The 25,849-nt window shown below is 55.5% G+C and carries 24 protein-coding genes, 1 tRNA gene and 1 pseudogene; 16 read left to right on the top strand and 10 right to left on the bottom strand.

The features are described from left to right. Positions 1-25: 25 nt before the first annotated feature. The 6 genes from HBA49_RS00590 (at position 26) to HBA49_RS00565 (ending at position 6,262) form a co-directional block, all read left to right on the top strand. Positions 26-1,405, top strand: a complete 1,380-nt coding sequence (locus HBA49_RS00590) for a DUF3500 domain-containing protein (RefSeq protein WP_005525076.1) — start codon at positions 26-28, stop codon at positions 1,403-1,405. Between the two features lie 1,411 nt (positions 1,406-2,816). Continuing rightward, positions 2,817-3,332, top strand: a complete 516-nt coding sequence (locus HBA49_RS00585) for an HXXEE domain-containing protein (RefSeq protein ID WP_040431666.1) — start codon at positions 2,817-2,819, stop codon at positions 3,330-3,332. Positions 3,333-3,411: 79 nt separating this feature from the next. Continuing rightward, the gene (locus tag HBA49_RS00580; protein ID WP_005525203.1) at positions 3,412-3,672 is read left to right on the top strand and encodes a helix-turn-helix transcriptional regulator; all 261 of its coding nucleotides are present in this window, start codon (positions 3,412-3,414) and stop codon (positions 3,670-3,672) included. Positions 3,673-3,678: 6 nt separating this feature from the next. Then, positions 3,679-4,251, top strand: coding sequence for a hypothetical protein (locus HBA49_RS00575; protein ID WP_005525352.1), 573 nt, complete (start codon positions 3,679-3,681; stop codon positions 4,249-4,251). Then, on the top strand, positions 4,248-5,132 hold the full coding sequence (locus HBA49_RS00570) for an ABC transporter ATP-binding protein (RefSeq protein WP_005524824.1): 885 nt from the start codon (positions 4,248-4,250) through the stop codon (positions 5,130-5,132). Before HBA49_RS00575 ends, HBA49_RS00570 begins: the two co-directional genes overlap by 4 nt. Next, on the top strand, positions 5,129-6,262 hold the full coding sequence (locus tag HBA49_RS00565) for an ABC transporter permease (protein WP_005524898.1): 1,134 nt from the start codon (positions 5,129-5,131) through the stop codon (positions 6,260-6,262). Before HBA49_RS00570 ends, HBA49_RS00565 begins: the two co-directional genes overlap by 4 nt. A gap of 47 nt (positions 6,263-6,309) precedes the next feature. Here the strand turns inward: HBA49_RS00565 and HBA49_RS00560 are convergent. After that, a pseudogene (locus HBA49_RS00560) lies at positions 6,310-7,140 on the bottom strand (NAD(P)-dependent oxidoreductase). 160 nt (positions 7,141-7,300) lie between these two features. On the opposite strand from HBA49_RS00560, the gene HBA49_RS00555 reads away from it, so the two are divergent. The 9 genes from HBA49_RS00555 (at position 7,301) to HBA49_RS00515 (ending at position 17,631) form a co-directional block, all read left to right on the top strand. After that, positions 7,301-10,405, top strand: coding sequence for a (Fe-S)-binding protein (locus HBA49_RS00555; RefSeq protein WP_005524880.1), 3,105 nt, complete (start codon positions 7,301-7,303; stop codon positions 10,403-10,405). Positions 10,406-10,530: 125 nt separating this feature from the next. Then, positions 10,531-11,067 carry a DUF1707 SHOCT-like domain-containing protein gene (locus HBA49_RS00550; protein WP_005525466.1) on the top strand — a complete coding sequence of 179 codons (537 nt, stop codon included), beginning with the start codon at positions 10,531-10,533 and terminating at the stop codon, positions 11,065-11,067. A gap of 92 nt (positions 11,068-11,159) precedes the next feature. Beyond that, the gene (locus HBA49_RS00545) at positions 11,160-11,840 is read left to right on the top strand and encodes a DUF1707 SHOCT-like domain-containing protein (protein WP_005525244.1); all 681 of its coding nucleotides are present in this window, start codon (positions 11,160-11,162) and stop codon (positions 11,838-11,840) included. Between the two features lie 63 nt (positions 11,841-11,903). Continuing rightward, positions 11,904-12,386, top strand: a complete 483-nt coding sequence (locus HBA49_RS00540) for a DUF1707 domain-containing protein (protein WP_040431779.1) — start codon at positions 11,904-11,906, stop codon at positions 12,384-12,386. 73 nt (positions 12,387-12,459) lie between these two features. Continuing rightward, positions 12,460-13,131, top strand: coding sequence for a DUF1707 SHOCT-like domain-containing protein (locus HBA49_RS00535; protein ID WP_040431664.1), 672 nt, complete (start codon positions 12,460-12,462; stop codon positions 13,129-13,131). A 66-nt stretch (positions 13,132-13,197) separates the two neighbouring features. Continuing rightward, positions 13,198-13,803, top strand: coding sequence for a DUF1707 SHOCT-like domain-containing protein (locus tag HBA49_RS00530; protein WP_005525182.1), 606 nt, complete (start codon positions 13,198-13,200; stop codon positions 13,801-13,803). A gap of 37 nt (positions 13,804-13,840) precedes the next feature. Continuing rightward, on the top strand, positions 13,841-14,458 hold the full coding sequence (locus HBA49_RS00525; protein WP_040431661.1) for a DUF1707 SHOCT-like domain-containing protein: 618 nt from the start codon (positions 13,841-13,843) through the stop codon (positions 14,456-14,458). A gap of 124 nt (positions 14,459-14,582) precedes the next feature. Then, on the top strand, positions 14,583-15,890 hold the full coding sequence (locus HBA49_RS00520) for a pyridoxal phosphate-dependent aminotransferase (RefSeq protein ID WP_005524866.1): 1,308 nt from the start codon (positions 14,583-14,585) through the stop codon (positions 15,888-15,890). Between the two features lie 352 nt (positions 15,891-16,242). Further along, the gene (locus tag HBA49_RS00515) at positions 16,243-17,631 is read left to right on the top strand and encodes a YibE/F family protein (protein ID WP_370443789.1); all 1,389 of its coding nucleotides are present in this window, start codon (positions 16,243-16,245) and stop codon (positions 17,629-17,631) included. On the opposite strand, the gene HBA49_RS00510 is transcribed toward HBA49_RS00515, so the two are convergent. The 3 genes from HBA49_RS00510 to dcd all read right to left on the bottom strand — a co-directional run bounded on the left by HBA49_RS00510 (position 17,593) and on the right by dcd (position 20,318). Beyond that, positions 17,593-17,796, bottom strand: a complete 204-nt coding sequence (locus tag HBA49_RS00510) for a hypothetical protein (protein WP_081455675.1) — start codon at positions 17,794-17,796, stop codon at positions 17,593-17,595. The genes HBA49_RS00515 and HBA49_RS00510 overlap by 39 nt on opposite strands. 79 nt (positions 17,797-17,875) lie before the next feature. Then, positions 17,876-19,483, bottom strand: coding sequence for a hypothetical protein (locus HBA49_RS00505; protein ID WP_225866025.1), 1,608 nt, complete (start codon positions 19,481-19,483; stop codon positions 17,876-17,878). 271 nt (positions 19,484-19,754) lie between these two features. Further along, positions 19,755-20,318: a dCTP deaminase gene (dcd, locus tag HBA49_RS00500; protein WP_040431775.1), complete on the bottom strand. Its 564-nt coding sequence runs from the start codon at positions 20,316-20,318 to the stop codon at positions 19,755-19,757. A 255-nt stretch (positions 20,319-20,573) separates the two neighbouring features. Here dcd and HBA49_RS00495 point away from each other — a divergent pair. After that, positions 20,574-20,644: transfer RNA gene (locus HBA49_RS00495), tRNA-Gly, on the top strand. A gap of 68 nt (positions 20,645-20,712) precedes the next feature. Here HBA49_RS00495 and HBA49_RS00490 read toward each other — a convergent pair. The 6 genes from HBA49_RS00490 to HBA49_RS00465 are packed head-to-tail and all read right to left on the bottom strand — an operon-like array spanning position 20,713 to position 25,151. Further along, the gene (locus tag HBA49_RS00490; RefSeq protein WP_005525350.1) at positions 20,713-21,669 is read right to left on the bottom strand and encodes a zinc-binding dehydrogenase; all 957 of its coding nucleotides are present in this window, start codon (positions 21,667-21,669) and stop codon (positions 20,713-20,715) included. Beyond that, entirely contained in the window at positions 21,666-22,328 is a 663-nt protein-coding gene (locus HBA49_RS00485) for an ABC transporter permease (RefSeq protein WP_005524794.1), read from the bottom strand. Before HBA49_RS00485 ends, HBA49_RS00490 begins: the two co-directional genes overlap by 4 nt. Continuing rightward, positions 22,325-22,966, bottom strand: a complete 642-nt coding sequence (locus tag HBA49_RS00480; RefSeq protein WP_005524826.1) for an ABC transporter permease — start codon at positions 22,964-22,966, stop codon at positions 22,325-22,327. The genes HBA49_RS00485 and HBA49_RS00480 overlap by 4 nt, the downstream gene beginning before the upstream one ends. Then, positions 22,967-23,698, bottom strand: coding sequence for an ABC transporter ATP-binding protein (locus HBA49_RS00475; RefSeq protein ID WP_005525059.1), 732 nt, complete (start codon positions 23,696-23,698; stop codon positions 22,967-22,969). Then, entirely contained in the window at positions 23,695-24,669 is a 975-nt protein-coding gene (locus HBA49_RS00470; RefSeq protein WP_005522627.1) for an ABC transporter substrate-binding protein, read from the bottom strand. The genes HBA49_RS00475 and HBA49_RS00470 overlap by 4 nt, the downstream gene beginning before the upstream one ends. Next, positions 24,669-25,151, bottom strand: coding sequence for a MarR family winged helix-turn-helix transcriptional regulator (locus HBA49_RS00465; RefSeq protein WP_225866024.1), 483 nt, complete (start codon positions 25,149-25,151; stop codon positions 24,669-24,671). Before HBA49_RS00465 ends, HBA49_RS00470 begins: the two co-directional genes overlap by 1 nt. Positions 25,152-25,849: the final 698 nt, after the last annotated feature.

Genomic DNA, 25,849 nt, shown 5'->3' with positions numbered 1-25,849 from the left:
AGGATGGTAATGCATAGTTATCCCCATGAGTAACAAATTCTGGAAAAAGTCCTTCCCGCTCGCCTCCCTCATCTTGGCCGGCGGGCTCACCATCGCCAGCTGCACCACCGGTACCACCGACACCGCGACCGCGCAGGGCGGGACCTCTATCGTCCGGCAGGTGGCCGACACCACGTCGACAAGCAAGGGTACCACGAGCCAAACCATCTCGGACACAGCCAAGGCGGCCGAGGAATTCCTGAGCACCCTCAGCGACGAGCAGAAAGAACAAGTCCTTTACGACTACGACGACGAAACCAAATCCACCTCCTGGTCCAACTTTCCCGTCACCTTCGTCGAACGCTCCGGGATAAAACTCGGCGACCTGGGCGAAACTCAACGAGCGGCGGCGCTGAAAGTACTCAAGGCGCTGCTGAATGACGAGGCATACGCCAAGGTCACCGGCATCATGGCCGGCGACCAGTACCTGAAAGACAACACCAACGCCAGCGATTTGGGCAACACCCAATACAATATTGCATTCTTCGGCAGCCCCAGCACCACCAATGACTGGTCCATCCAATTCGGCGGCCACCACGTGGGTATCAACGCCACATTCAGCAACGGCGCCATCACATTCGCACCCACACACCTTGGCACCCAGCCCACCACCTACACCGACAGCAATGGGCAAACCCAATCCGCCCTCGGCGACATGTACCAAACCGCTTTCGACTTCTATAACTCCCTCACCGACGAGCAAAAACAAAAGCTCTACCAGGGTGAAGAGGTGAAAAACCTCACCTGCGCACCCAGCGACACCTGTGACTATCCCACCGGCACCGGGATCAAGGGCTCCGAACTGACCGACGAGCAAAAACAATTGCTGCTGAAGGTGATTGCGAACTGGACAAACCTGGCGGACTCGGAAACGACGCAGGCAACCATGGATCAGATCTCGGCGACCCTGGACGATACCTATGTGAATTGGTCGGGTGCAACCGTGTATGACACGTCTCAAGGGAAGGGGATTTACTTCCAGATTTCTGGACCCAAGGTGTATATCGAGCTGGCCAGCCAGGATAACGACGCCGGGGCCACCGTGTCCGGGGTGCAGACCTCCGGGTGGGGCCACATCCACACGATCTACCGGGATCCCACCAATGATTACGCAGGCAGCGTGACACAACAGAAGAGCAGCGGCCCGACCGGTGGCGGGCCTGGTGGATCGGGTTCAGGCGGGCCTGGCGGTTCGGGTGCTGGGTCGGGTGGGCCGGGTTCCGGTAACGGTGGGCCATCTGACGCTCCCGGCAGGTCTGGTGCCCCGGCTGGCGCACCTGGAGGGAAGCCGGGTGACAGCGAACCAGGTCAAACCAGCTCAAACACCAGTAAATCCACCAGTAAATCCGCAACTGCTGGCTCCTAAGCTAAACGTTCCCGGCTAACACCTGGACTTAGAACGCCCTCGACAAGATCGTGGGTATTCTTCCGCTAACAGCATATTTGCTGAGCTGGGGTTCTGGTTCATTAGGGACTATATAGGGCTGGGCTGGTGGCAAACTCAAGCTCAGCACTTCTGATGCCCGCCGGAGGACCAGGGGGCGGCACAAGTTCTAAGCATGGTTTCTGGTTGTTGGCACTTATTCTTCCTGGGGCAACGGGGGCTGGTGGATGAAAACCATGCTTAGAACAGATGCTAGGGGCTGACCCACCCGCGCGCCTAACTGCTGCATATGTTCTAAGCATGGTCTTTCCCTGATGGGCATACCAGCTCTTGGGAGTTTGGGGCGGCAGATTTTGAAAACCATGCTTAGAACATATGCAGCAGGATACCGGCGACCTCTGGGCATGACCTCGAAACTGCTTTAGCTTGGGTTCCGCTCCAGAGACAGGGATTTGAGAATGTATTAGCCGGAACCCAAGCTCAGCACATCTTATAAGCTGGGGTTCCATTCCATGTAAAAAGCAGGGTGAGGTGTCATCACTCGGAACCCAAGCCTAATAAAACGGCTGCACAGTTACTGAGCTATACTTTCTCGATTCAGATACCCCATAAGATTATGCCAGGGAACAGAACCCAAGCTCAGCACTTTTAATACCCGTTACTCCGCCTCAACTGCATATGTTCTAAGCATGGTCTTTCCCTGGCGGGCATGCCGGTTCTTGGGGGTTTGGAGCGGCAGATTTTGAAAACCATGCTTAGAAGATGTGCAGCAGGACACCGGCAACCTCCGGCAGATACAACACCAGAATTGCTTTAGCTTGGGTTCCACCCCAGAAGCAAGGATTTGGGGCACTTTCAACCAGAACCCAAGCTAACGAAAAGGCCAAGCCACCTCCCCGGCTTCATGTTTCCTGAACTGGGGTTCCAACTAATTCGGCTCACCAGAGATTTGGAGAAACCCCAGAACCCAAGCTCAGCACATCCAATACCCACCGCCCTACCAGAGCGCAGCATAACCTCTAAGCATGGTTTCCAATTTCTAGCCAAAATTCTTCCTGGGTCAACAAGAGCCACCAAATGAAAACCATGCTTAGAACATATGCAGCAGGACACCGACGACCTCCAGCAGGTACAACCCCAGAATTGCTTTAGCTTGGGTTCCACCCCAGAGGCAGGAATTTAGGGCACTCTCACCCAGAACCCAAGCTAACGGAAAAGGCCAAGCCACCGCCCCAGCTTCATATTCACTGAGCTGGAGTTCGAAGCGCTCGATTCTGCCCCGATCCCCAGCACCAGGCCAGGCTCTACCAGGTCGGCAGGCGCACCCAAAATATGGCAAAATGTGGCAAAAACCATGGTTGCGTCTTCGCCCCACTCTGCTATATATAGGAATATGTTTGCACTCGGCACACTCGCATTCATTGGTATATCGCTGTTTATGGTGCATGAATTTGAGGAAATTATTTGTGTCCGGCCGTATATCAAACGGCATCGTGAAGACGAAAAATTCGCCGCCGAAATGTTTGTCACAGGTGGTGACAAGAATTACCCCTCGACAGAGAGCATTGCCCTGATGATCAGTGAAGAGTTCGTACTCTCCGTCATCATCATGTTGGTCGGCATTGCTGTCGGATCCATCGAGATTGTGTTAGCCCCATTTATTGCCTTTACTCTGCATCTCATTCCACATGCGTTTGAGGCACTACGCTTTCCCGGTTGGGCACCGGGCAGCCGGACGGCGGTGCTACTGTTCGTACCATCGGTGGCGATCATTGTTGCCGCAATCATGACGCAACCGATTCAACCATTGTGGTTGGCCGTGTGGACGGTGGTCATTGGTGTGTTCCTTCTTGCCAACCTGAGGCTCATGCACATGGCCGCCGGGGGCTTTGCCCAAAAACTTCGCTAGCCCTGACTCACCACCAATAATAGGTGGCATAAGTGGAGCACCCTTGACTTAGCGTTGGGTTTATACAACAATTGGTCATATGAACCCAAAGAAGCGCCCAACAATTCCAATTTTTAATCGTGTGCGGCTTTTACGCGCAGAACGAGATATGACTCGTGCACAATTGGCCGCTCGGGTTGATGTGAATCCGCAAACCATTGGCGCCCTGGAACGCGGCGACCACTCCCCCAGCCTGGATTTAGCCATGCGCATCTGCGAGGTATTCGAACTCCCAGTCGAGGCGGTGTTCAGCCGAAAACAGTTTGAGCCCATGTCCACCCACATCTATAACCAGGGATGATTATGTATGGGTGAATTCACACAGCGCATGGTCGTTTGGGCTCATCGCTACCAATTACGACGGGCGGAACGGTGGCAGAAATACTACGACCTGTCGGCAACCAAGTTTCTCACGTGGCGCACGTTACGACGTCGTAAAGCATTGATCGTCGTATACTACCTGACGATAGCAGTCATGCTGGCCTGTTGCGTGGCGCAGCTATGGTGGCAGAACTGGCTGGTTGTGTGGGCGCTCTGCACCCCGGTCGCAATGATGGCGCTGCGGATATTGCGCTTCAGCATCAGGCTCAAAGACTCGGCACCCGACGATTTTTTGGACGAGTACGAATACGCCGTCATCACCACATGGCGGTCAATATCGCTGAAATTGCTTGGCTATCTCATGCTTCCCATAGTGTACGCGCTGGCGTTCATCCCCCTATTCATACCGGAAATAACCGTCCAGATGACATTTACCATCGCGCTCCTGCTCACACTCATTATCGTCATTACCATGACATTACCAACGGTCGCATACGCCATCACCTTCACCGAAGGTACCGAAAGTGAATCAGATAGTGGAAACGGAGGATATCAGTGACCACTCTAGAAGTACGCAATTTACGCAAAAATTTTGGTGACGTTGCCGCGCTCACCGACGTGTCGCTTACCGTAAAACCCGGCGAAATTTACGGGTTCGTCGGATCCAATGGCGCGGGCAAGTCCACAACGATGCGCATCATCCTGGGGGTGCTCGCCGCTGACGCCGGTGAGGTGCTGTGGGACGGCAAACCCATCACCGCCGACAACCGGCGCAATATCGGCTACATGCCAGAGGAGCGGGGCCTGTATGCGAAGGAGAAAATCCTGGACCAGCTGGTGTTTCTGGCCCGGCTGCACGGGCTTGGCATTCAAGAAGCCACCACGAACGCCCAGGGGCTCTTGGAACAGCTGGGCTTGGCGGAACGAACCACCAGCCAACTCACGGACCTGAGTCTCGGGAACCAGCAGCGGGTGCAGCTGGCGGCGTCGCTGGTGCACAATCCCGATGTCTTAGTGCTTGACGAGCCGTTTTCCGGCCTGGATCCCATCGCCGTCCAGGTGATGAGCGACATGCTTATTTCCCGAGCTCAACAGGGCACACCGGTGATATTTTCGTCCCATCAATTAGATTTGGTGCAACGGTTGTGTGACCGGGTCGGGATCATCAGCGGCGGGGAAATGCGGGCACAGGGCACCGTCATGGAGCTCCGCACCCAGGGACCGGCCCGATACGAGGTGGGCTCCCCCGTGCCGGCGCAGGAATGGTGCCCGACGGGGTGCCGAATCGTCGCCGAGGAGCCTGGCCAGACGATCATCGAAAAACCCGAACATGTGAGCGATCAAGATATTCTCGCCGCGGCGTTAGCGGTGGGGCCGGTGCACTCGTTTACCCGGCGGGTGCCCGATTTGGTGGACCTATTTAAGGAGTTTGTGTCATGAAAACCATTCAGATTGTGGCGGGTCAAGAGATCCGGGCGCTGCTGCGCAGCAAGGGCATCATGATTACGGTAGTGACCATGCTTGTGGTGGTGATAGCAGCCATATTCGGCACATCGTGGTACCAGAAGAATCAGGACCAACTACCAGAGCTTGTGGTGGTGGGCGTTGACTCCGCACCGTTTGCGGCTGGAAATAATCTGACCGTGACCACCGCCCCGGACCGGGCGGCCGCCGAGCAACAAGTACGGGACGGCAAGGATGCGGCATTGGTTGCTACCGATCAGGGGTTCGACTTATTGGCGGATGGTGCGCCTTCCGAAAGCCTCGTCACCACCGTCACCGCAGCAGTGCAGCGCATGGCCCAGGAACGAGCATTGGCGCAGCTTCATATCACCGAACAGCAGTACAGTCAGGCCACGCCGCCATCCGCCATCACCACGGTGAATGTGGGCAGGGACATCGATGCGGCAAACGTGTTCACAACCTACCTTGGGGTGTTCATCATGATGACATTCATTATGACGTTCGCAGCCATAGTGGGCAGCCGGGTGACGGAGGAAAAATCGTCTCGGGTGATCGAAATCATCCTGTCTAGTGTGCGGCCGCTGAATTTTCTGGCGGGGAAGCTCCTGGGCAGTTTGATTATGGGAGCACTCAGCACGGCGATCATTATCACGGTCGGCGCGATTGCGGTGCAGTCCACCGGCCTGCTCAAGGGCACGACCATCAGCTATGGCATGATTCCGCTGCTCATAGTGGGTTACATCCTGGGGATGCTGTTTTTCGGCAGCCTATACGCGGCGGCCGGGTCGATGGTGTCGCGCACCGAGGATTTACAATCCACCCAGTCGCCCATCCTGATTCTCATGATGGCAACAATGTATGCGGCCGTGTTCGGCTCCCTCAACGTATCGAGCCCAATTGTGCAGGTCTTGGCGTGGATTCCCCCGTTCTCTACGACCCTGACACCCATCTCCTATGCGGCTAATAACATGTCCCTCGTGCAGCTGGTGGCGTCGTACGTGTTGTTAGCGGCGACGACCGGCGCAGCCCTGTGGCTGAGCGCCCGGATTTATCGCGGTTCGATCCTGCATAACGGCCGCAAGGGGTGGGTGTCCGCGCTGCGCTAGCCGCACGCTTGTCGACGCCCAACCAACGGCCAATCACGGCACCACACCTATTCGGAGCGGTGCACCAGAATGGCGGAAAAATCATGGTCACCCCGGCCATGATCCTGTTGGATAGTAAAGGATTCCACCGCCGCCTGAATGCCGGGCAGCACCTGGCCTGCGGTGTCCAGCATCAGCTTGCTGTCCTTGCACAGGGCGTCGACGGTGAAATCACCCGGGTCGGTGCTTCGGTCACCAAGCACAAAATCACGCTTCAGGTTAGCCATAAACGACAAGCCAATGGAGTCGAGCAGATCCAGGGTTTCGGCCGCGGTGAGGCCGGTGGCGTCCCCAAACAGGAGAGCCTCTTTCATGCCCTCGGCACTAATCGCTAGGGCCAGGTTAGCGAGAAGTTTCCCAATAGCAGCCTTGGGCTGGGAGTCCACCAACTTCAACCGGCTCGGGTCCGCCCAGGGGGATACAATGCCGGCAGCCAGCTCCCGCAGCTGCGGATCGGGGCTGCCCACGTACACACCAAGTTTTCCGGCACGGGCCGGCCCCAGGGTGCCAACCACCGGGCAGGCAATGTAGGTGGGAACGTTGGTGGCGAATTCCTCGGCATCTTGAGGGGATACGGTGGTGGTGTCGATCCAGGGAATACCTGCGGGAATAAGGTCGGGGCGATGACCACACTGCGCACGGTTTTCGGCCCGAACAGGGCCGTAATCACCACGTCAGCGCCGGTAACGACCTCGGCGGCGGTGGAGTATGCGGTGGCACCGGCGTCGACAAGCGGAGTGGTTTTGTCCAGCGTACGGTTCCAGACCCGCACCTCATAATCATTGTTGACGATCAGATGCTTGGCGAATGCGGCCGGTTCCTAGGAAAGCAATTTTCATGTCCCCCAGTGTGCCAGATATATTCAAACGAAGGGTTGCCTGCGATGTGCAGCTCACAACGTCGTAGCGGAAAAGACCGGCGGAACCTCTTGGTCAGTTGTGTGGGCAGACGCATATACTTTACGCGTCCCTCCGCTACGACTCATAGAGGTTTTGCCCCATGCCGGCTGTCACACCAACGCTCATCATGGGGGTGCTCGGCATTGTGCTGTCAGCGCCCGCGTGGGTTTTATTCATTCGCGCCGCCCGCCGCCTGTATCTGTTTATTGCCGCTGGTCAACCCGCACCCGGCCGCACAAACAGGCCGGTGCGCCGCGGGGTGCAGGTGCTCAAGGAGGTGTTTTTCCACACCGAGCTGATACGGCGTCCCGCCATTGCCGTGGCCCACTGGTTTGTGATGGTGGGCTTCCTCATTGGGTCGCTGGTGTGGTTTGAAGCCTATATCCAAACGTTCAACCCGGCTGGCGGGTGGCCGCTGCTGTCCCAGTGGTCGCTGTATCATTTCGCCGAGGAGGTCCTGGCGATCGGCACCGTCCTGGGCATTGGGTTCCTCTTTGCCATTCGCTTGTCGACGGGCATGCGGGAGCGGTTATCCCGCTTCTACGGATCGAACGCGCTTTCGGCTTTCTTTGTGGAGAGTGTGATCTTCCTAGAGGGCGCCGGCATGCTCCTAGTGAAGGCCGGGAAGATAGCCACCTATGGTCATGCCTCGCCGTGGGCGGACTTCTTCACCCAATACTTGGCCAGGTTCCTCCCCGCCAGCCCCATAATGGTGAGCGTCTTTGCCCTGTTCAAACTGCTTGTGGGCATGGTGTGGTTAGTGGTGGTGGCCCGTAATCTCACGTGGGGTGTCGCCTGGCATCGCTTCCTGGCGTTCTTCAATATTTTCTTCCAACGCAACCCCGACGGCGCCCCCGCACTGGGTAAGGTCCTGCCGCTTTACGACGGCACAACCGAACTCACGATCGACACCATTGAGGAGGATTCTTCCCTTGGCATTGGGCATCTCCAAGACGCCAGCTGGAAGATGCTCCTTGATGCGGCAACCTGCACGGAATGCGGTCGTTGCCAGACCCAATGCCCCTCCTGGAATACCGGGAAGCCCCTGTCGCCAAAGCTGTTTGTCACCGACATCCGGGATGCGGCCGTCGCCAATGCTTCCTACCTTCAGGACCCGGACACGTTTGCCACCGACACCACATATTCCGATGTTGACCTGCTCAAACTCGTGGGCGAGTCCAATGTTATCCACCCGGATGTGCTGTGGTCGTGCACCAACTGTGGCGCCTGCGTGGAGCAATGCCCGGTCGACATTGAGCACATCGACCATGTGGTGAACATGCGCCGCTTCCAAGTGCTGGCCGAGTCGGATTTCCCCTCCGAATTGGTGGGGATGTTTAAAAACCTTGAGGTCAAGGGCAACCCGTGGGGGCGTAATAATGCGGAGCGCGCCTCGTGGATTACCGAGGCCCGCCGTGACGGCATTGAGGTGCCGGTGTTCGGCGAGGATGCGAAAAGCTTCGATGATATCGAATACTTGTTCTGGGTGGGGTGTGCGGGAGCGTTTGATGATGATGGCAAGCGCACTACCCGCGCCGTCGTCGAGCTGCTCCACACAGCAGGTGTGAAGTTCGCGGTTTTAAGCAAGGCGGAACGCTGCACCGGCGACCCGGCGCGGCGTGCAGGTAACGAGTTTTTGTTCCAGCAATTGGCCCTGGAAAATATTGATACTCTTAACGGGGTATTTTCTGGGGTTCCCAAAGGTCAGCGTAAGATTATTACGACGTGTCCGCACTGTTTTAATACGTTCCGCAACGAGTACCCAGATTTTGACGGCTATTTCGACGTTTTCCACCATACGCAGCTACTCAACCGGTTGGTTCGGGATAAGTTGCTCACACCTATTCCCCGGGGTCCGAAGGACCGGAAGCCGATCACGTACCATGATCCGTGTTTCTTGGGTCGGCACAATAAGGTGTTCGATCCGCCCCGCGAATTGTTGGGGGCCACGGGGGCTGATTTGGTGGAGATGCCGCGGAATCGTAACGAGGGTTTTTGTTGCGGTGCGGGTGGGGCGCGCATGTTCATGGAGGAGAATTTGGGCACGCGCATTAATGAGAATCGGGCCGCCGAGGCGGTTGCGACGGGCGCGGCGGAGATTGCTGTGGGCTGCCCATTTTGCAATACGATGATGGTGTCCGGGGTGAAGGCGGTCGCGGATGCTACTCCAGCCCCGGCGGTGCGAGATGTTGCGCAGATGTTGCGGGATTCCGTGCTTGTCGACGGCCACCTCCCGGACCCGCGACCCAAGCAGTTCCTGCAACCACCTATCCGGGAGAAGCGGGAGGAGAAACCGGAGCCGAAGCCGGCAGGAAAGAGCGCAAAACCACAGGCATCTCCGGCGAAACCTGCGTCACCTACGACCGCTGTGGGGAAGGCCCCACAGCCTGGCGTTTCTCCTGTTGTTGCCCCACCTGGGGCGGCGAAGCCAGCAGTCCCAGGGGCTGCGGCACCGGGGGCGGCGATTCCCGGATCGACGGTACCACCAGCGCCTGGCGCGGCAATACCTGGCGGGGCGATGCCACCAGCAGCAACGCCTCCGGGGGCAACGCCACCAACAGCCCGGCCGGCCGCACCCGGCGCGGCGATTCCGGGTGCGGCTGTGCCTGGGGTAGCGAAACCAGCAGCACCTGGTGCAGCGATCCCACCAGCGGCGACGCCTCCGGGGGCCACACCACCTGGGGGCCGGCCGGCAACACCCACTCCCCCAGGTGTTGCTGTGCCCGGCGCAGCAGCACCTGGATCCGCAGTTCCACCTGCGGCGATGCCGAAAGCAACACCTCCGAAGGCGGCACCCCCAACGGCGCAACCTCCTGTGGCTCGACCCCCAGCAGCCACAGCTCCTACCGCACCGGCCGCACCTGGGGGTTCGGTGCCGAAAACCGTGGCCCCGGGGGCCACGATCCCGGGAACGGCACGTCCACCCGTCGCAAAGCCACCCGCTCCTACGCCGCCAACGGCCAAGCCCCCTGCCGCTGCTCCCCCGGTGGCGAAACCACCAACAGCCACCCCACCAGGGGCGATGCCCCCTGGGTCGAGGCCTGCGGCATCGCCCGTCGCAAAGCCTCCCGCGGCAAAACCCCCGGTGGCGCAACCGCCCGTCGCCAAGCCGCCGGTAGCGAAGCCGCCGATGGCCAAACCACCAATGGTACCGCCTAGCAAAGACATCAGTCAAGATACTGATAAAGATCAGGAACAACCCTGACCTGTTCTAGGGGTATCCGGGTATTCATGCTCGTTGAGCTGCGGAAACGCCGATGTGTTTATTAGGGGAAATTTCAGGGCAAACCCCAACAGACAATCGGCGTACGCATCGTTACGCTTAAAAGCATGAGCCAAACATTCAATTCCGATTACCGAATCAGCGATACCGAACGTCAGCACGCAATGGACGAGCTGGGCAAGCACTTTGCCTCCGGGCGCCTCGACATGAACGAGTATGACACCCGCCTCACTTCCATCGCAGAAGCAACCATGAAGTCCGAACTCACCCAGCTTTTCGACGACCTACCGTTGGCGCCTTCCACCCCAGCCAATGTTCCGGCCACCGTGTCAGAACCCATTGATCTCATGGAGACGCCGGCCATGCCGTCCGTGGAAGCAATGCAGCTGTATCGCAAGGGTCGGAATATGAAGATTGGTATTGTGCTCGCAACCTTCGTGGCCAGCTTCATGATGCTTGGTATGTCCGAATTTCTTGGCAACTTCATGCTGGGCGTGGCCTTCATTGTCGCCATCGCTTTGTTCCTCATGAAGCTCGGACCAGCATCGTGGAATTATCCGAATCCACGGAAGATCATGCGGGAGCAACGACGTGGCATGGCTATGGCACAGGCAACCCAGGTAATGCAGAGGCAGGGTCTGTAATCGAGTGAATGTGACTGCCGCAATCGTAGATCAACCCTTTAAGGCAAACAAATGCGGCTTCGCTATCATCAAACACCACTATCGCTAGTATCATGAACCAGCCATTGAATCCGCTTAGTCCCCAAAATAACCCTAGTAACCAGGACTATCGTATCGGTGATGCCGAACGCCAGAAGGCAATGGATGACTTAGGCAAGCATTTTGCTGCCGGCCGGTTGGATATCACCGAATACGATAATCGCCTCACCAATGTCGCAGAAGCAACCATGCGGTCCGATTTGATACCAATTTTTTCGGATCTTCCAGCCATTACCGATGCCAATACCCCGGTCACTATACCGCATGCCGCAGGACTCCCTGACGAGGTCACATTCACCAGCAGCGAAATAGAGGAAAGCTACCGGTCTGGGAAACGCATCAAGCTGGGGATTATGCTGCTCATGTTGCTCCCTTGCCTTGCCGCTCCGCCTACAAACACGCTTATAAGCGGTATAACAGGTATAGCTTTTCTTGCCACATTCATCATGTTGTACATCCTGAAGCTGGGGCCGAAATCATGGCATCAACCAAGCCCCCGCACCCTGGCACGCCAGCGGCAACGGCAAATCGCCCAGGCCCAGGCCATGCAGGTACAGGCCATGGAGCTGGCGAACGCGCAACAAATGGCGCAGCAACGAGCTCTCCGGCAACAACGACAAGCAGAAATCACCGACGCTGCCCTGGAAGTGACTAACCAATACGTCCAACGGCTCCGGAACCGCCACAGCCGCTAGCAATCTACCAGGAATGTGATACGTGGTCAGGCAACTACAAAGCCACCACTACCATTGGAAGGTATGAACCCGCAGGTAACCCAGCCCTATCCCCAAAATCCCGTTTCTAAATTGGCTAGCTGGGATTATGCAGCTGGTGGGCTGCACCCCGTGGATTATAACAACCGGTTGTCCGCCATCATGGTGGCCACAATGTGGTCTCACCTGGTAGCGGTCTTTGCCGACTTACCCGCACCTGGCCCCGCTTATGATGGTGGCCAACTATTCAAAGCATGCCGGAGAACACAGAAAACGAGCTATACACCGTTCATGGTGGGGATTATTTTTTTGTTCATAGTGTGTCTTCCGTTCACGTCATTTGTATTCATGTCTGGTGACCCCACACTAATCATGATATTGCCCGCACTATCATGGATTATGGCAATAGGTGCTGAGGTAGCAAGCAGAATTGCACGCTGTAATTTCATCAAACAGCTCAATCCCCAACAACGCGAGTTCTTGCATGCTGCGGAACAGGTACGGGCAATCCGTTTATGCTCACAATAACAACAGCGACTAAACAATATAAACAGCTGATGCGGGTGACTCTTCCGCTAATCGCTTCACTATTATTAGTGCTATGACATCGTCTGTGCCCCCAATCAATCCCCGTAACCAGGACTATCGTATCGGCGACGCCGAACGCCAAAAGGCAATGGATGACCTAGGCAAACACTTTGCTGCCGGCAGGCTAGACATCACCGAATACGATAATCGCCTCACCAACGTTGCAGAAGCAACCATGATGTCTGATTTGATACCAATCTTTTCGGATCTTCCAGCCATTACCGATGCCAATACCCCGGTCACTATACCGCATGCCGCAGGACTCCCCGACGAGGCCGCATTCACCAGCAACGAGATAGAAGAAAACTACCGGTCTGGGAAACGCATCAAGCTGGGCATTACGATGCTCATGTTGCTCCCTTTCCTTGCCACTATGCCTGCAAATACGTTTGTAAGCGGTATAGCATTCTCGGTCTTTCTTGCCACCGTTATCATGTTGTACGTGCTGAAGCTGGGGCCGAAATCATGGCATCAACCAAGCCCCCGCACCCTGGCACGCCAGCGGCAACGGCAAATCGCCCAGGCTGAGGCCATGAAGGTGCAGGCCCTACAACTCGCCAATGCGCAACAAATGGCACAACAACGAGCCCTCCGGCAACAGCGACAAGCAGAAATCACCGACGCCGCCCTGGACGTCGCCAACCAATACATCCAACGACTCCGCAACCGACACCACCCCTCATAACCTGCCGGTGATGGGGTGCGAGTGTGTGGTCAGGCAACCGGGAGCCCACCACTACAATTGATAGGTATGAATCCGCAGGCACTCCCACCCTACCCCCGAGATCCTGTTTCTAATTCTAAGTTCGCTAGCTGGGATTATCCCATTGGGAACATTGAACGGTGGCATGCGAAAACCTCGTTGGATCAGCATTATGCGGCTGGCAAGCTACAGCCTACGGAATATGAAACCCGGATGGTTGGCATCATGGGGGCAACCATGTGGTCCCACCTGGTGGCGATCTTCGCCGACCTTCCGGCGCCTGGCCCCGCCTACGATGGCAAGCAATTGCTCAAGGCATGCCATGCGGCACAAAAAGCACAATCCATGAGCCCGTTAGTAATAATCCTGTTACCCATACTTTTGGGCGTTATTTTCCTCATCAGTCTGGGCGTTGCTGGTCCTCCAGGATTCGTATTTTCCATGCCGATCTTAATCGCACCACTTATTGTAATTTCTATGGCTACTGTGGATAAATACAAACGTGTATACCAGAATTTCAGTAACCAGTTGAACCTCCAGCAGCGTGCTCTCTTAGATGAGGCGGCAAACGAAGAATACGCACAATACCGCTGGAGACAACAACAGCAGCAACAGATTCAAAACATGTTTAACAACATAAACAGACAATACTAGTGCCGCCCACGCTAATAACTTCACTATTATTAGTACTATGACATCGCCTGTGCCCCCAATCAACCCAGGTAACCGGGATTACCGCATTGGTGACGCCGAGCGCCAAGAGGCAATGGACGCTCTAGGGAAGCACTTCACCGCTGGCCGGCTTGACGTCACCGAATACGACAACCGGCTCGCCAGCATCACCAACGCAGTCATGCAATCCGACCTGGCACCAGTCTTCGCGGACCTCCCCCCACTAGTTTCGCCCTCCCCCACTCCCCCACCATCGGTAGGACCAGTCGCAACGACAAACGCCCCCCTCTATCCCCCTAACGCTGGCTACAAACCGGAAAACCGCACCAAAGTCTTATACCGGTTCCTCATGTTACTGCCACTGTTTATGCTGGCCAGTATGGCAATCACCCCATTCCTGTACCTGTTGGGCTTTGCCTTGCTCCCACTGATTCTCGTCGGCTTGGTCGTTGCGGGGGTGAAATTTTTGGGGCAGCCCACGGAACCACCACAGCCGCCACAAATGATCGATCCCCAACAACTAACCTCCCAGCAATATCAGCAGATCCAAATCACCCAACAACAGGTGACCACGGACCAATACAACCCACAACAACTACGGTACAGCGTTATCCGATGGCGGTATAACAACGATTGACGCTAACCGAGGGTCAGCCCACCAAAGCATGGGCATGTCACATGTGGGGGCGTTCATAAGTTTCATTGCCTCACCCGCACATGTCTGTGTGCGCACTGGGGCAAAAAGTGGCAAAATTTAACGAATGAATAACAAGGAACCCCACAACACCCCAACTGAAGCGCCTGTCGAAACCCCCACCGAAACCCGCACACCACTCCGCCGGCCTCAGCGCCGGCGCATCTTCGACCAGTCGGAGAAAATGAAAAATGTGCTCTACGAAATCCGGGGGCCGGTGGCTGAGGAGGCAGAAAGATTAGAGCTTGACGGGCATCGCATTCTCAAGCTCAACACCGGCAACCCCGCCATTTTCGGGTTTGAGGCCCCCGACGTGATCGTGCAAGACATGATCGCCGCCCTCCCATTTTCGCAAGGGTATTCGACCTCTAAAGGCATTATTACCGCCCGCCGCGCCGTGGTCACCCGCTACGAGGTGATACCCGGGTTCCCGAAATTCAGCATTAACGACGTCTACCTGGGTAACGGGGTGTCCGAACTCATCACCATGGTCACCCAAGCCTTGCTTAACGACGGTGATGAGGTACTCATTCCTGCACCTGACTACCCATTATGGACCGCAGCTGTGTCCCTGGCCGGTGGGAAACCCGTCCACTACATCTGCGACGAGGCCGCCGATTGGAACCCCGACATAGCAGACATGCGGGCCAAAATCACCGAACGCACCAAAGCCATTGTGGTCATTAACCCCAATAACCCTACCGGCGCAGTATACTCACCAGAGACACTCAAACAGATTGTCGAAATAGCCCGGGAATATGGGTTACTTATCCTGGCCGATGAAATCTACGACCGGATTCTCTACGATGATGCTACCCACACATCCATTGCCTCCCTCGCCCCCGACCTGCTGTGTATCACTTTCAATGGGCTTTCGAAAACTTATCGGGTGGCAGGTTACCGTGCCGGGTGGATGGTATTGACTGGCCCGAAGGACCACGCCCGGGGTTTTATTGAGGGATTGGATTTATTATCGAGCACCCGTTTGTGCGCCAATGTGCCGGCACAGCATGCAATTCAGGTAGCCTTGGGGGGTCGGCAGTCAATTTATGATTTGACTTCCGCCCATGGCCGGCTGACAAGGCAACGTGATGTGACGTGGGAAAAACTCAATGAAATTCCGGGTGTGAGCTGCGTAAAGCCTAAGGGGGCGTTGTATGCTTTCCCTAAGTTGGATCTCGAATATTACGATATCCACGATGATTCCCAATTGATGCTGGACTTGTTGCGTGCCGAGAAAATTTTGTTGGTTCATGGGACTGGTTTCAATTGGCCACAGCCCGACCATTTCCGGGTGGTGACCCTACCGTGGGCCAATGAATTAGCGGAAGCTATTGATCGCCTGGGAAATTTCCTGTCCAGCTACAAGCAGTAGGAGTGATCCGATGGGTAGGCATAACCACCAATTAGAATCAGAGTCAGAGAACGAACCAGAGTCGCCAGCGGAGATTCGGCGGAATCGACGGTCGAAGCGCATCACACCCGCTGCCCAACAACCGGCAAAGGGGTCGAAGTCCGCAAAGGCAAAGCCAGCTGTGCGCCCCACCAAGGCGGCGCAATCGTCCTCGCCGCAGTCGGCGGGTACCGGTCGCCCGGCCAAACGGACGGTTCGGAAAGTATCCCAACAGCCTGCTGATGCTGCCCCCGCCACCCCGAAGGGGCCGCGGGTTCGGAAGCCCCGGCCGGCGAAGGGAACCAAGCCTACCCAACCCACCCCCGCTACCCCCGTGGCTTCGGAGCAGCCGGCGAAGCCAACTAAACCAGCCAAGCCGGCGAAGCAGCCCCGGGTGCCCCGGTCGCAGCGGAAACCAGAGGCTGAAAGCCCAGCTGTAGACGTCGATAAGCAAAGCAAACCGAAGACCCGGACCTGGACGTTTACGCGCATCCTGCTGGTTGCGTTTATTGCAGCCTGGGTTGGCGGCACCATTTTCGGCGTGTACACCATGTGGCCGGGCGATAAAAAACCCAATATTTCGCCGAATTTTTATACCTCATTCAGCATGAGTCATGCGCAGGTTGAGGGCACCGTATTATTCACCCAACCAGGGTCATGCACGTCGTCGGAAGTCGGCCGAGTGTTCGACACTTCGCCGCGGGAATCGCCCGGGTCGGATAATAACTGCCAGTGGTATATCACCCAAATCGACTCGGGCACCAACAAGGGGCAACGCACCCTATTGATTAATTCGCACAACCCCGGCGAGCCCGAGCTGCACAAGAATGACCGGATTCTCCTCATCGAGGACAAGGCAGCCGATGGGGCCATGTCGTATGGGTTTAGCGACTTCCAACGCACTTACCCGCTGCTGCTGTGGGGACTCATTATCGCGGCGGCGATCGCCGGGTTTGCGCTGATCCGCGGCGTGCGGGCCCTCCTGGGGTTGGGCATCACTCTGGTTGTGGTGGTGCTGTTTACCGTCCGAATATTGCTGTTGGGCGCCTCCCCAATTTCGGCGGCGGTCGTCAGTGGGGCCGCAATCCTCCTGCTGGTGGTGTTTATGGTGCACGGGTTCAATTGGAAATCCGCGTCGGCGCTTGGTGGCACCCTCTTAGCACTCGTCATTGCCGCATGGCTGGCCACCATCGCCATCGACAATAACGAGCTTCGTGGCCTCGGCAATAGCGATAACCTGTCCATCATTGTGAACCTTCCCGACGTGTCCGTGAAGGGCCTCATGCTCTGCGGGTTCATCATTGGTGCCCTGGGCGTGCTCAACGACGTCGCTATCTCCCAGGCTTCCACCATCAACGAGCTGGCCGACCTAGACCCGCAGGCATCACCAGCCCGGCTATTCCTGGGGGCCATGAAGGTGGGCCGCGACCATATTGCCTCCATGGTGTACACCCTGGTGCTTACCTACACGGGTGCATCCTTGCCACTCCTGCTGCTGCTGTCGGTGTCGGAACGGCCGCTGGTGCAAATCCTCACCAGCGACGTTGTAGCCACCGAAATGCTGCGTTCCGGGATTGGTGCACTCGCCCTCACGCTGACCGTACCCATCACCACGGTGATTGCCGCATACACGGTGCCGAACACCAGCAACAAGGCCGACACCACCACCGATGAGGGTGCTGATTCAGAGGCCGTAGCGGACCCCGCCCCGACGACCGCATAATCCCACGGTAGGGGCGTCGATAAGCTCGTAAGAGAGGCCAAAGGCCTGCCACTTTCCTCGGCGGCAGGCCTTTTTGCTTGCTTGTTTCTTTTTGTCCGGGACGCGTCGCGCCCGGCTGCGTAATTGCAGATGTGCCTCCAGTCGTTCTGGGCTCATTTTCCACATCCGCCGGTCAGCATTGCGCTGTGCCAAGGTGCACCTCCTTACGTTTCTCACCGGTGCACCAATACTGTACCACGCGCCCCTAGTGGAACAGGGACACTTCCTTGCCCCGGCCGCGCAGGATCCCCACCCCGCCCACGGCGCCGATGCTTGCCACTATTGCGGCAACCATAGCCCACGTCCATAATTGGCCGGGGGTGGAATTACTGCGCACCATAAACCTTGGTGATGTTTTCGACTGGGACTCCTCGGCCACAGCTTCTTGCCGCTTCGCGTCTGTAGCCGCCTGACCGGTGAGGTTATCCACAAACTTCGGTACCGACAAGGGTGTGCCCGACACCGCCAGCGAAATAGTGAACTTCAACGGTTGCGTGTTTGCCGTGGCCTGCGGACGGTAATACCGAAGCGCCACCCACTGCTCCCCAGACAGGAACTCGCCCACACCACTGCCCTGCTCCTTCTCCAGGTTCGGCCACTGGATCGGATTGGTGACGGTCTCGATCCCCACGGCCTGCTTGGACGACACCGACACATTATCGTATGGCACGCTATCGGTCGTGCCCGTGGTCATGACCGGGTTAAACGTAGGGCCCACCACCCGCCACTCCAGCGAAATAGGCTGACTGGTGTCCGCATTCCGCTCCAGCTCAATGGGCGACGCATTCACATCCACATGCAACCGCTGCCCCTCCGACACTAAAACCTTGAACCATTGCAGTTTATTGGGCTCCAGCGTGCCGGAATAGTTTCCCGATCCTATTAATTTCGCATTCTTGCGCTCATCCGCCATGGTCAACGGCACCGCGGGACTATCATCCGTGGCTAATGTCGCATTTGTCGACGCCGCAGCCGTTGGTTCTTCCGACGTCCGGGGAACCTTCCACAACATGAATTCGAATGGAATCTCCATGGATGGCTCAATGGCGCCCCGGCGCTCTAAAGACACTTTAAATTTGCCCGGCTTACACTCCTGGTCCTGGCCGCCCACCCTGGGGGAACTAATATATCCCGTAAATGGGGCGGCAAAATTCGTGTTATCTTCCTGATCGGTGCTCTTTTGAGCCACACAATTATGGCCCTCCTGGTCGATAATGAATGGGATGATTTGCAGGGTTGAATCCATCCGCTGAATCCCCTGCTTGGGGGGCACAATATAGCTGAAGGCAAGCCGCTCGTCCTCCTTCAACTCCACATCCCAGTGGAGCAGACCGCGGGCCGTGGCGGTATCGGTGAATTTATCCTGAAACAGCTTGGGGTACAGTTTGCCGTCAATCGCACCACCCGGAACTAGCAATGGTGCTTTCTGCGGGTCGGTGGCGCCATTTGCTGCCTCTTTAGTCTCCTGGACATCATCGGTTTTTGTGGACACCTTTGAAGGATCGGCCGTCGCCGGGGCGGCCGTTTCCTGGGATGGTTGGCTGCTCGCACTCGCGCCCGCGGTGCTGGCAGTGGTGCTCGTGCTGGTGGTGCCGGTATTGCCGGTGGCGCCCGTGCCGGCGCCAGTACCATCCGCCGGGGTGCCGACCGAATTCCCGCCACCAGGCGTAGCAACGGTGGAGCCGGTGGTGTTTGCTTGCTGCGCGTGACCAGGCTGGGGTGCCAATCCCAACGCCATAATGGCGCATAATGCGGCGGTGGTCACGACCGCAGCTTGTCGACGTGTACCGGTTCTCAATCCACTGTTGCGCATGTATGTAAGCCTAAACAGGAAACCGTGAGACGTTAAGCCGGTTCACTATTCCATATCAGCAAATCTAGCCCTAATATAAAATTTTCCCCAGATTTTACTAAATATAACTAGATGCAAATACCAGCCTTTATGAGATTTTATGCGCCAAAAATCGTATTTTTACCCCGGTTTTGCCGGCTATTTCTGAGCGTTACCAAGCGATAAACTCAGCAATAAAAATGCTCCTTTTCTACACCCCTATCACCCCCACGGGAGGGCGTCGATAAGCGAGTCAGGAAAAATTCAGATAGGCGCGCGACGGCGTGGGGCCTTCCTGGCCCTGATACTTCGAACCCAGCACGCTGGAACCATACGGGATTTCGGCGGGGCTCGTCATTTTAAACAGCGCCAACTGGCCGACCTTCATGCCCGGCCACAACGTGATGGGCAGGTTGGCCACATTCGACAACTCCAGGGTGATGCGGCCGGAAAAGCCCGGGTCTACAAACCCGGCGGTCGAATGCGTGAGTAGTCCCAGCCGACCCAGCGAGCTCTTGCCCTCCAGGCGGCCGGCCATGTGCGCGGGTAACGCAAACCGCTCCAGTGTGGAGCCCAGCACAAACTCCCCCGGGTGCAGCACAAACGGCTCATCCTCGGCGACCTCAACCATGCTGGTCAGATCATCCTGCTGCTGTTTCGGATCAATGTGGGTGTATTTGGAATTATTGAAAACCCGAAAATGCCGATCCATGCGCACATCCACACTGGAGGGCTGGACCAGTTCCGGGTCGAAGGGGTCGATAATTAAATCGCCGGCATCGATTGCTGCACGTATGTCACGATCGGAATAAAGCACCTTTTTAGTGTAACCCGGCATAGGAGTCCAACACACCAATGGGAAGGAACGCCGATGAAGCGTCGAAGTATCGGAGCACTCGTGGCAGCTGGGGTGCCAGCGCCTGGGGTTATGGCCTGGTTGCAACCTGGCGTTGACCTGGAAATACCCATTTTTCTTGCCTAAATTGCCCCCGCAGGATTTTTTAGTGCTAAACTGTACTTCGTTGTGAACCGGTCAGCCTATTGGCCTGGCCCTTAAGTAGCAACCACTATTGCCGATGTAGTTCAATGGCAGAACTCCTGCTTCCCAAGCAGGCGGCGCGGGTTCGATTCCCGTCATCGGCTCTTTAATAGAAACCCCATGCGATTTGCATGGGGTTTTTCACGCCGTTGCGTTGGCGCATCAAACACAGTTAGTGTTCTGGTAGGAGCACATATTTACCATAGCCCGCACCTGACTCCATGAGGGTATGCGCCTGGGCTGCTTCCTTCAGGGGGAGCACTTTGTGCGGCGTCACATCAATGGCATGGTCCTCAATAATCGTGATGGCTTCTTGCAGCAGGTCGGCGGTTGCATCACCGGAATGGTATCCAGTCAAATACCCACCACAAGTGTCAATAATCGGGTCGAAGTTTTCGAGCGTCCACTGCCCGCCGAGCAAACCGGTATTACACACAATTCCACCCCGCTTCAGCACCGCAAATGAGTGCCGAATCGCGGACGGACCAATCAGGTCCAGAACGCAGTCAAATTTTTCATCGGAATGAATAACATTATGTGCTTCCTCCAGGATAACCCCGTCGCATCCTAACGCTTTTAAAGTGTCAAACTTGGATTCGTTACGGGTTGTTCCAGCAATCACGGCATTCGGGTAAAGCGCCCGGACCAGCTGGATTGTTGCTACCCCCACCCCTGAGGTTGCTGCCCGCACCAGCAATCGGCTGTCCGCCCGAAGCTGCAACTGTTTCATCGAACCCAGGGCAGTAACAAAAGTTTCCGGCACTGCACCGAGTTCTTCCCAGGTGAAAGAGGTGTGGATAGGCCAAATCCGATCATTTGGCAGGAGAACGTATTCGGCATATCCCCCATCAAATTCTCGGCCCATGCCGCCCATGAGGGCCGCTACTTTCTGCCCTGGCACCAAGGTGGGGGTGGTACTATCCGCCACGACTCCTACACATTCAATTCCCAATATTCGCGGGAAGGTAACGGTGGGGGAAAGCCCCTGACGTGTGAATATTTCCGACCGGTTGACGCCTACCGCCTGCACTTTCACTAACGACCATCCTGGCCGTACAGCAGGTGTGGGAATTTCTTCATAGCACAATACCTCGGGTGGTCCGGGTTGGTGCACAACAATTGCTTTCATGAGTGGTCCTTCCAAGGACGGTTATGGGTCAAGGCTTGAAGCCTGCCAAAAATGAGGTCGAAGAAGAATGTGATGAGGATAACGAGCAGTGAGCCACACAGCATGAGGGGATAGTCGCGGGTTTTCAAGCCAGCGAAAATATATCGTCCTAATCCAAAATCTGATGTGTAGGCGACAAAGGTCGCGGTTGAGCTTGCCAGGAGGGCAGCCTGCCGGAAGCCCCCCACAATCAGCGGCAGTGCCAAGGGGATTTCTATCTTCCGTACCTGCTGCCACCAACTATGGCCGGTGGCACGAGCACTCTCTATGATCCCGGCGTCGATAGCCATTATTCCCGAGTAAGCTCCTATGAACAGTGAGGGGAACACCAATACGATGAGCGCGAGGGTAGGTGCCAGCACCCCCACACCTAACCAGAGCCCAAAAAGGATCAAAAGCCCCAGGGATGGTAGCGCACGGGCACTGTTCATGAGGATGCTTGCGATCACTTCCCCCGGTCGCACATGGGCACACCAGATTCCGAGGGGAATGGCCAAGACCGAACCGATGATGAGTACCACGAGTGTTAATACGATGTGCTGTTCACTGCGCATAATGAACCCGGAGTCGCCGCCCCAACGTTGTGGGTCCATAAGAATCGACAGGGCATCCGCAATCATTGAGGCAGCCTTTCCGCCCAGGGGGTCAGTAGCTTTGTGGCAAACCGGAGGATAGCGTCACAGAGTAAAGCCATAGCCACAATTGCTATGATCCCGGTGACAACTTCGACGGTCAGTGAACGTTGGAAACCATCTGTGAGTAGTGTCCCCAAAGACGACACCCCTACCAATGCCCCAATCGACGCCAGTGAAACTGTTGACATTGTTGCGACCCGCAGCCCAGCCATGAGGACTGGTAAGGCTAGCACGCATCGAACCCCAAACGTGATACGCCACGGCCCATAACCTAAGGTTTCTGCCGACTGAAGATGAGTGTTATCCACCGAGGCAAATGCGTCGATACTGGTTCGAACAAGTAACGCCACAGCATAGAGACCCAGTGCCACCATGACAGTTACCGGTGAAGTAATGGAAACCCCCAAAAAGATCGGGGTTATCACTAGCAACGGTAGTGAGGGAATGGTGTAGAGCAGCTGACAGGCTCCCCCGATTATTTCCTGCACTCGTGGATATTGGGCACCCAGCGCCCCGACGAGCACCGCACAGATGAATGCAACAATCAGAGGGGGGACAATCAGCACAGTATGGTTCAAAAATAATTGGCCGATAAAGCTGGAATTTTGCATGACCCAATTCATTTAATCCACCTTCAAGGGCCTGGTAGCTTGAATGAATTTTTCGACGAACGGGGTTGCCGGGTGAGTCAGAATCTCACGAGGTGTTGCATGTTGCTCGATATGGGCGCGAACGCTAAGAACAGCAACAGTATCCCCCAGGAAACAGGCCTCGCTAAAGTCATGGGTGACCAGAATAATTGTTTTATGAAAGTCCCGTTGCAACTGGGCTACCATTTCTTGCAGCCCATGCCGAACGATGGGATCTACCGCAGCAAACGGCTCGTCCATCAATAAAATATTGGGGTCAAAAATTAGCGCCCGTGCCACCCCCACCCGTTGTGCTTGGCCACCGGAGAGTTGGTAGGGGTATTTCCGCCCTAGAGCAGGGTCCAGTTCCAGGCTTTCCATCAAATGGTGAATGCGATCCGATGATGCTGGTGCACCAAGTAGTCGCGGAATGGTATTAATGTTGGCTTCGACAGTAAGGTGGGGCAGCAATCCGCCGCTTTGCATGACATAACCGATTGACCTGCGCAGCGATATGGGATCCTGCTGTGCCACATCAACCTCATCAATGAGTACGCGGCCTGACGACGGGGTGACCATGCGGTTTACCATCTTCAGAAGCGTAGTTTTACCGCAACCGGAGGATCCAACAAGCGCAACACACGCATGGGAAGGCACCTCAAGGGAAAAACTGTCTACTGCGGGTGCGGAACCATATTGTTTCGAAACCGATTCGAAGGTAATCACTGAGCTTCTTCCGCCCCTGACGTGGTTGTTAGTGCCGACTGGCTTTGTTGATGAGTGGAAAGCCACTGTGAGGCTATATCTGAGGCTTTTGCACCCCCAACACTATCAACATTCATGGCAAGAAGATCCTCCGCTGTAAGGCTCTGCTGGATAGAGTTGATAACATCTTGGGCTTTCTGCGGGAGTCGATCCGAAACCAGTGGCACAACATGCGATGCCAGCATCAAATGCTTGGGATCCGAAAGAACCACAAGGTTATTGGTATGAATATCCGGTGATGCGGTATTGATCTTAGCCAGGTTAATGGTGCCATCCTTCAGGGCTTTCATTGTGAGCGGCCCGCCAGAATCTTCAATCGGCACGAATCGGGTGTTAATGCCGTACGTTTCTTTCAACCCGGTGGGGCCATAGGGGCGTGTTTCCAGCTCTGAGTTACCCCCAAGGGTTAATTCGTCAATCCCGGAAAGATTATCGAGGCTTTGAATATTATGTTCATGGGCAAAGTCTTCTCGGACCACATAGGCATCCTGGTCTGTGGCTTTAGCGTCGTTAAGAACGGTAAGGCCGGCAGGAACAGCGGTTTTTAATTCGTCATAGACGGCTGTTTCATCACGGGCTGTTGTGTCTTTTTTCCAATACTGGAGCAGGTTCCCGGTGTATTCCGGAAATACGTCTATTCCACCTTTTTCGATTTCTGGAAGGTAGGCTTCCCGCTGCCCAATGCGGAATTTGCGCTGCACCGTATACCCATTTTTCTCCAAGCTCTGCGCATAAATTTCGGCAATGATTTCGTTGGAGTAGTAGTCTTGGCTCCCCACAACAATCGCATCCCCTGGGTTATCCTTCGAGTTGGAATTGTTTGCTAAAGGATCGGATTTCAGTCCACACCCCACTAGGCAGGTGAAACCCAATGCCATCGTTATGATTACAATGAGGCTCTTCCTGAGCTGTTTACTAGTCGTTGCTATCATTATTTATCTCCTTTGGGATCTATATTTTCTTCGCCACAAGATAACCGACGAAGCATATCGATGAGCTGAAGATGTTCTTCGGTAGTAAGTGAAGAAAAGAATTGAGTGGTTGCCTCGTCAACATGTGTGCGAGCTTCTTCGAACGCAGCACGTCCTTCAGGGGTCACCATAATGACTTGTCGACGCTTGTCCTTCTCAAGGCGTTTCCGGATAACCAAACCAATTGATTCCAGACGTTCACACAGTTTCGACGCTGCCCCATCGGTAATTCGCTGTATCCGCGCAAGCCCAGTCACTCCCAAACCTTCCGGATGATGAAGAATGTTTTGGAGGATAAGGTATCGCGCAGCATTCATCCCTGGGACAATTTTGGCAGCTTTGTCAATCTTGGACCAGGCACAAATTTGTGCATTTACGAGGGAAGAAAACAACATTTCAGAACAGAAACTAGACGAAACATCCGTAACGAACTTGCTTTCCATGGGACACATCATAACAATACTTTCCATGGAAAGTAAATAGGCATGGGCGTTCTAGCCATTCCACTTCCGTTGCCTTATACCCCATCCAGAACTGGTACAGGGCATTTTTTGCACCAACTACTTAAATGTGAGTAAAATTATACATTCCCCCCTTTCCAGACAGGCATCACACTTCACACTTTTTGGCATTTTGCCACTCAACATGATGCTATATCAACAAAGCAGCGCATCCACCTGCGGTAATAACCACTACACCACCATGGCACTTTGAGGCACCAACTCCATTTCACTACGACTGCCATACCTGCTACCTGTGGTTATTCTTGCCGGGCCATCTACAGCCAGCGAGTCGATTTCAGCGAAAACTAGCCAAACAGATTATGCTGAACAGCTCAATAAAATTCCAGCGGGCCAGACCCCTGACTCGCAATCCTTTTGCAGCTAGTAATACAGCTAGTAATTTATGGTTTTCTATTGGTTTGGGAATATTTTTTAGAAAATTTTCAACATTTTTTCTTTTTTATATTACCAGCTCATAGCCAATAGAGGACATGTCAATTCAATAAACCCACGGGAAACGAACAATCATTGGTTCCTACCAACGATTTTTAGGTGTAAGGTTGATTGAAAGTTATTTACTACTGATATTGAGGTGACTGGAGTGAAAATCTAGCACTTCATAAAGCGCACTACAGAAA

Source organism: Corynebacterium matruchotii (assembly GCF_011612265.2).
In the GTDB taxonomy this organism is placed as follows: Bacteria; Actinomycetota; Actinomycetes; order Mycobacteriales; family Mycobacteriaceae; genus Corynebacterium; species Corynebacterium matruchotii.
The sequence above is the reverse complement of the archived record's forward strand: the minus strand, read 5'-3'. Positions and strand labels throughout refer to the sequence as shown.

Excerpts from the sequence above, each read along its gene's own strand:
- HBA49_RS00520 (WP_005524866.1), top strand. The coding sequence starts at position 14,583 with ATGAATAACAAGGAACCCCACAACACCCCAACTGAAGCGCCTGTCGAA.
- HBA49_RS00545 (WP_005525244.1), top strand. The coding sequence starts at position 11,160 with ATGAACCAGCCATTGAATCCGCTTAGTCCCCAAAATAACCCTAGTAAC.
- HBA49_RS00555 (WP_005524880.1), top strand. The coding sequence starts at position 7,301 with ATGCCGGCTGTCACACCAACGCTCATCATGGGGGTGCTCGGCATTGTG.
- HBA49_RS00550 (WP_005525466.1), top strand. The coding sequence starts at position 10,531 with ATGAGCCAAACATTCAATTCCGATTACCGAATCAGCGATACCGAACGT.
- HBA49_RS00535 (WP_040431664.1), top strand. The coding sequence starts at position 12,460 with ATGACATCGTCTGTGCCCCCAATCAATCCCCGTAACCAGGACTATCGT.
- HBA49_RS00590 (WP_005525076.1), top strand. The coding sequence starts at position 26 with ATGAGTAACAAATTCTGGAAAAAGTCCTTCCCGCTCGCCTCCCTCATC.
- HBA49_RS00465 (WP_225866024.1), bottom strand. The coding sequence starts at position 25,151 with ATGGAAAGCAAGTTCGTTACGGATGTTTCGTCTAGTTTCTGTTCTGAA.
- HBA49_RS00575 (WP_005525352.1), top strand. The coding sequence starts at position 3,679 with ATGGGTGAATTCACACAGCGCATGGTCGTTTGGGCTCATCGCTACCAA.
- HBA49_RS00540 (WP_040431779.1), top strand. The coding sequence starts at position 11,904 with ATGAACCCGCAGGTAACCCAGCCCTATCCCCAAAATCCCGTTTCTAAA.
- HBA49_RS00530 (WP_005525182.1), top strand. The coding sequence starts at position 13,198 with ATGAATCCGCAGGCACTCCCACCCTACCCCCGAGATCCTGTTTCTAAT.
- HBA49_RS00505 (WP_225866025.1), bottom strand. The coding sequence starts at position 19,483 with ATGCGCAACAGTGGATTGAGAACCGGTACACGTCGACAAGCTGCGGTC.
- HBA49_RS00525 (WP_040431661.1), top strand. The coding sequence starts at position 13,841 with ATGACATCGCCTGTGCCCCCAATCAACCCAGGTAACCGGGATTACCGC.
- HBA49_RS00580 (WP_005525203.1), top strand. The coding sequence starts at position 3,412 with ATGAACCCAAAGAAGCGCCCAACAATTCCAATTTTTAATCGTGTGCGG.
- HBA49_RS00565 (WP_005524898.1), top strand. The coding sequence starts at position 5,129 with ATGAAAACCATTCAGATTGTGGCGGGTCAAGAGATCCGGGCGCTGCTG.
- HBA49_RS00480 (WP_005524826.1), bottom strand. The coding sequence starts at position 22,966 with ATGAATTGGGTCATGCAAAATTCCAGCTTTATCGGCCAATTATTTTTG.
- HBA49_RS00485 (WP_005524794.1), bottom strand. The coding sequence starts at position 22,328 with ATGATTGCGGATGCCCTGTCGATTCTTATGGACCCACAACGTTGGGGC.
- HBA49_RS00510 (WP_081455675.1), bottom strand. The coding sequence starts at position 17,796 with ATGTGGAAAATGAGCCCAGAACGACTGGAGGCACATCTGCAATTACGC.
- HBA49_RS00490 (WP_005525350.1), bottom strand. The coding sequence starts at position 21,669 with ATGAAAGCAATTGTTGTGCACCAACCCGGACCACCCGAGGTATTGTGC.
- HBA49_RS00470 (WP_005522627.1), bottom strand. The coding sequence starts at position 24,669 with ATGATAGCAACGACTAGTAAACAGCTCAGGAAGAGCCTCATTGTAATC.
- HBA49_RS00585 (WP_040431666.1), top strand. The coding sequence starts at position 2,817 with ATGTTTGCACTCGGCACACTCGCATTCATTGGTATATCGCTGTTTATG.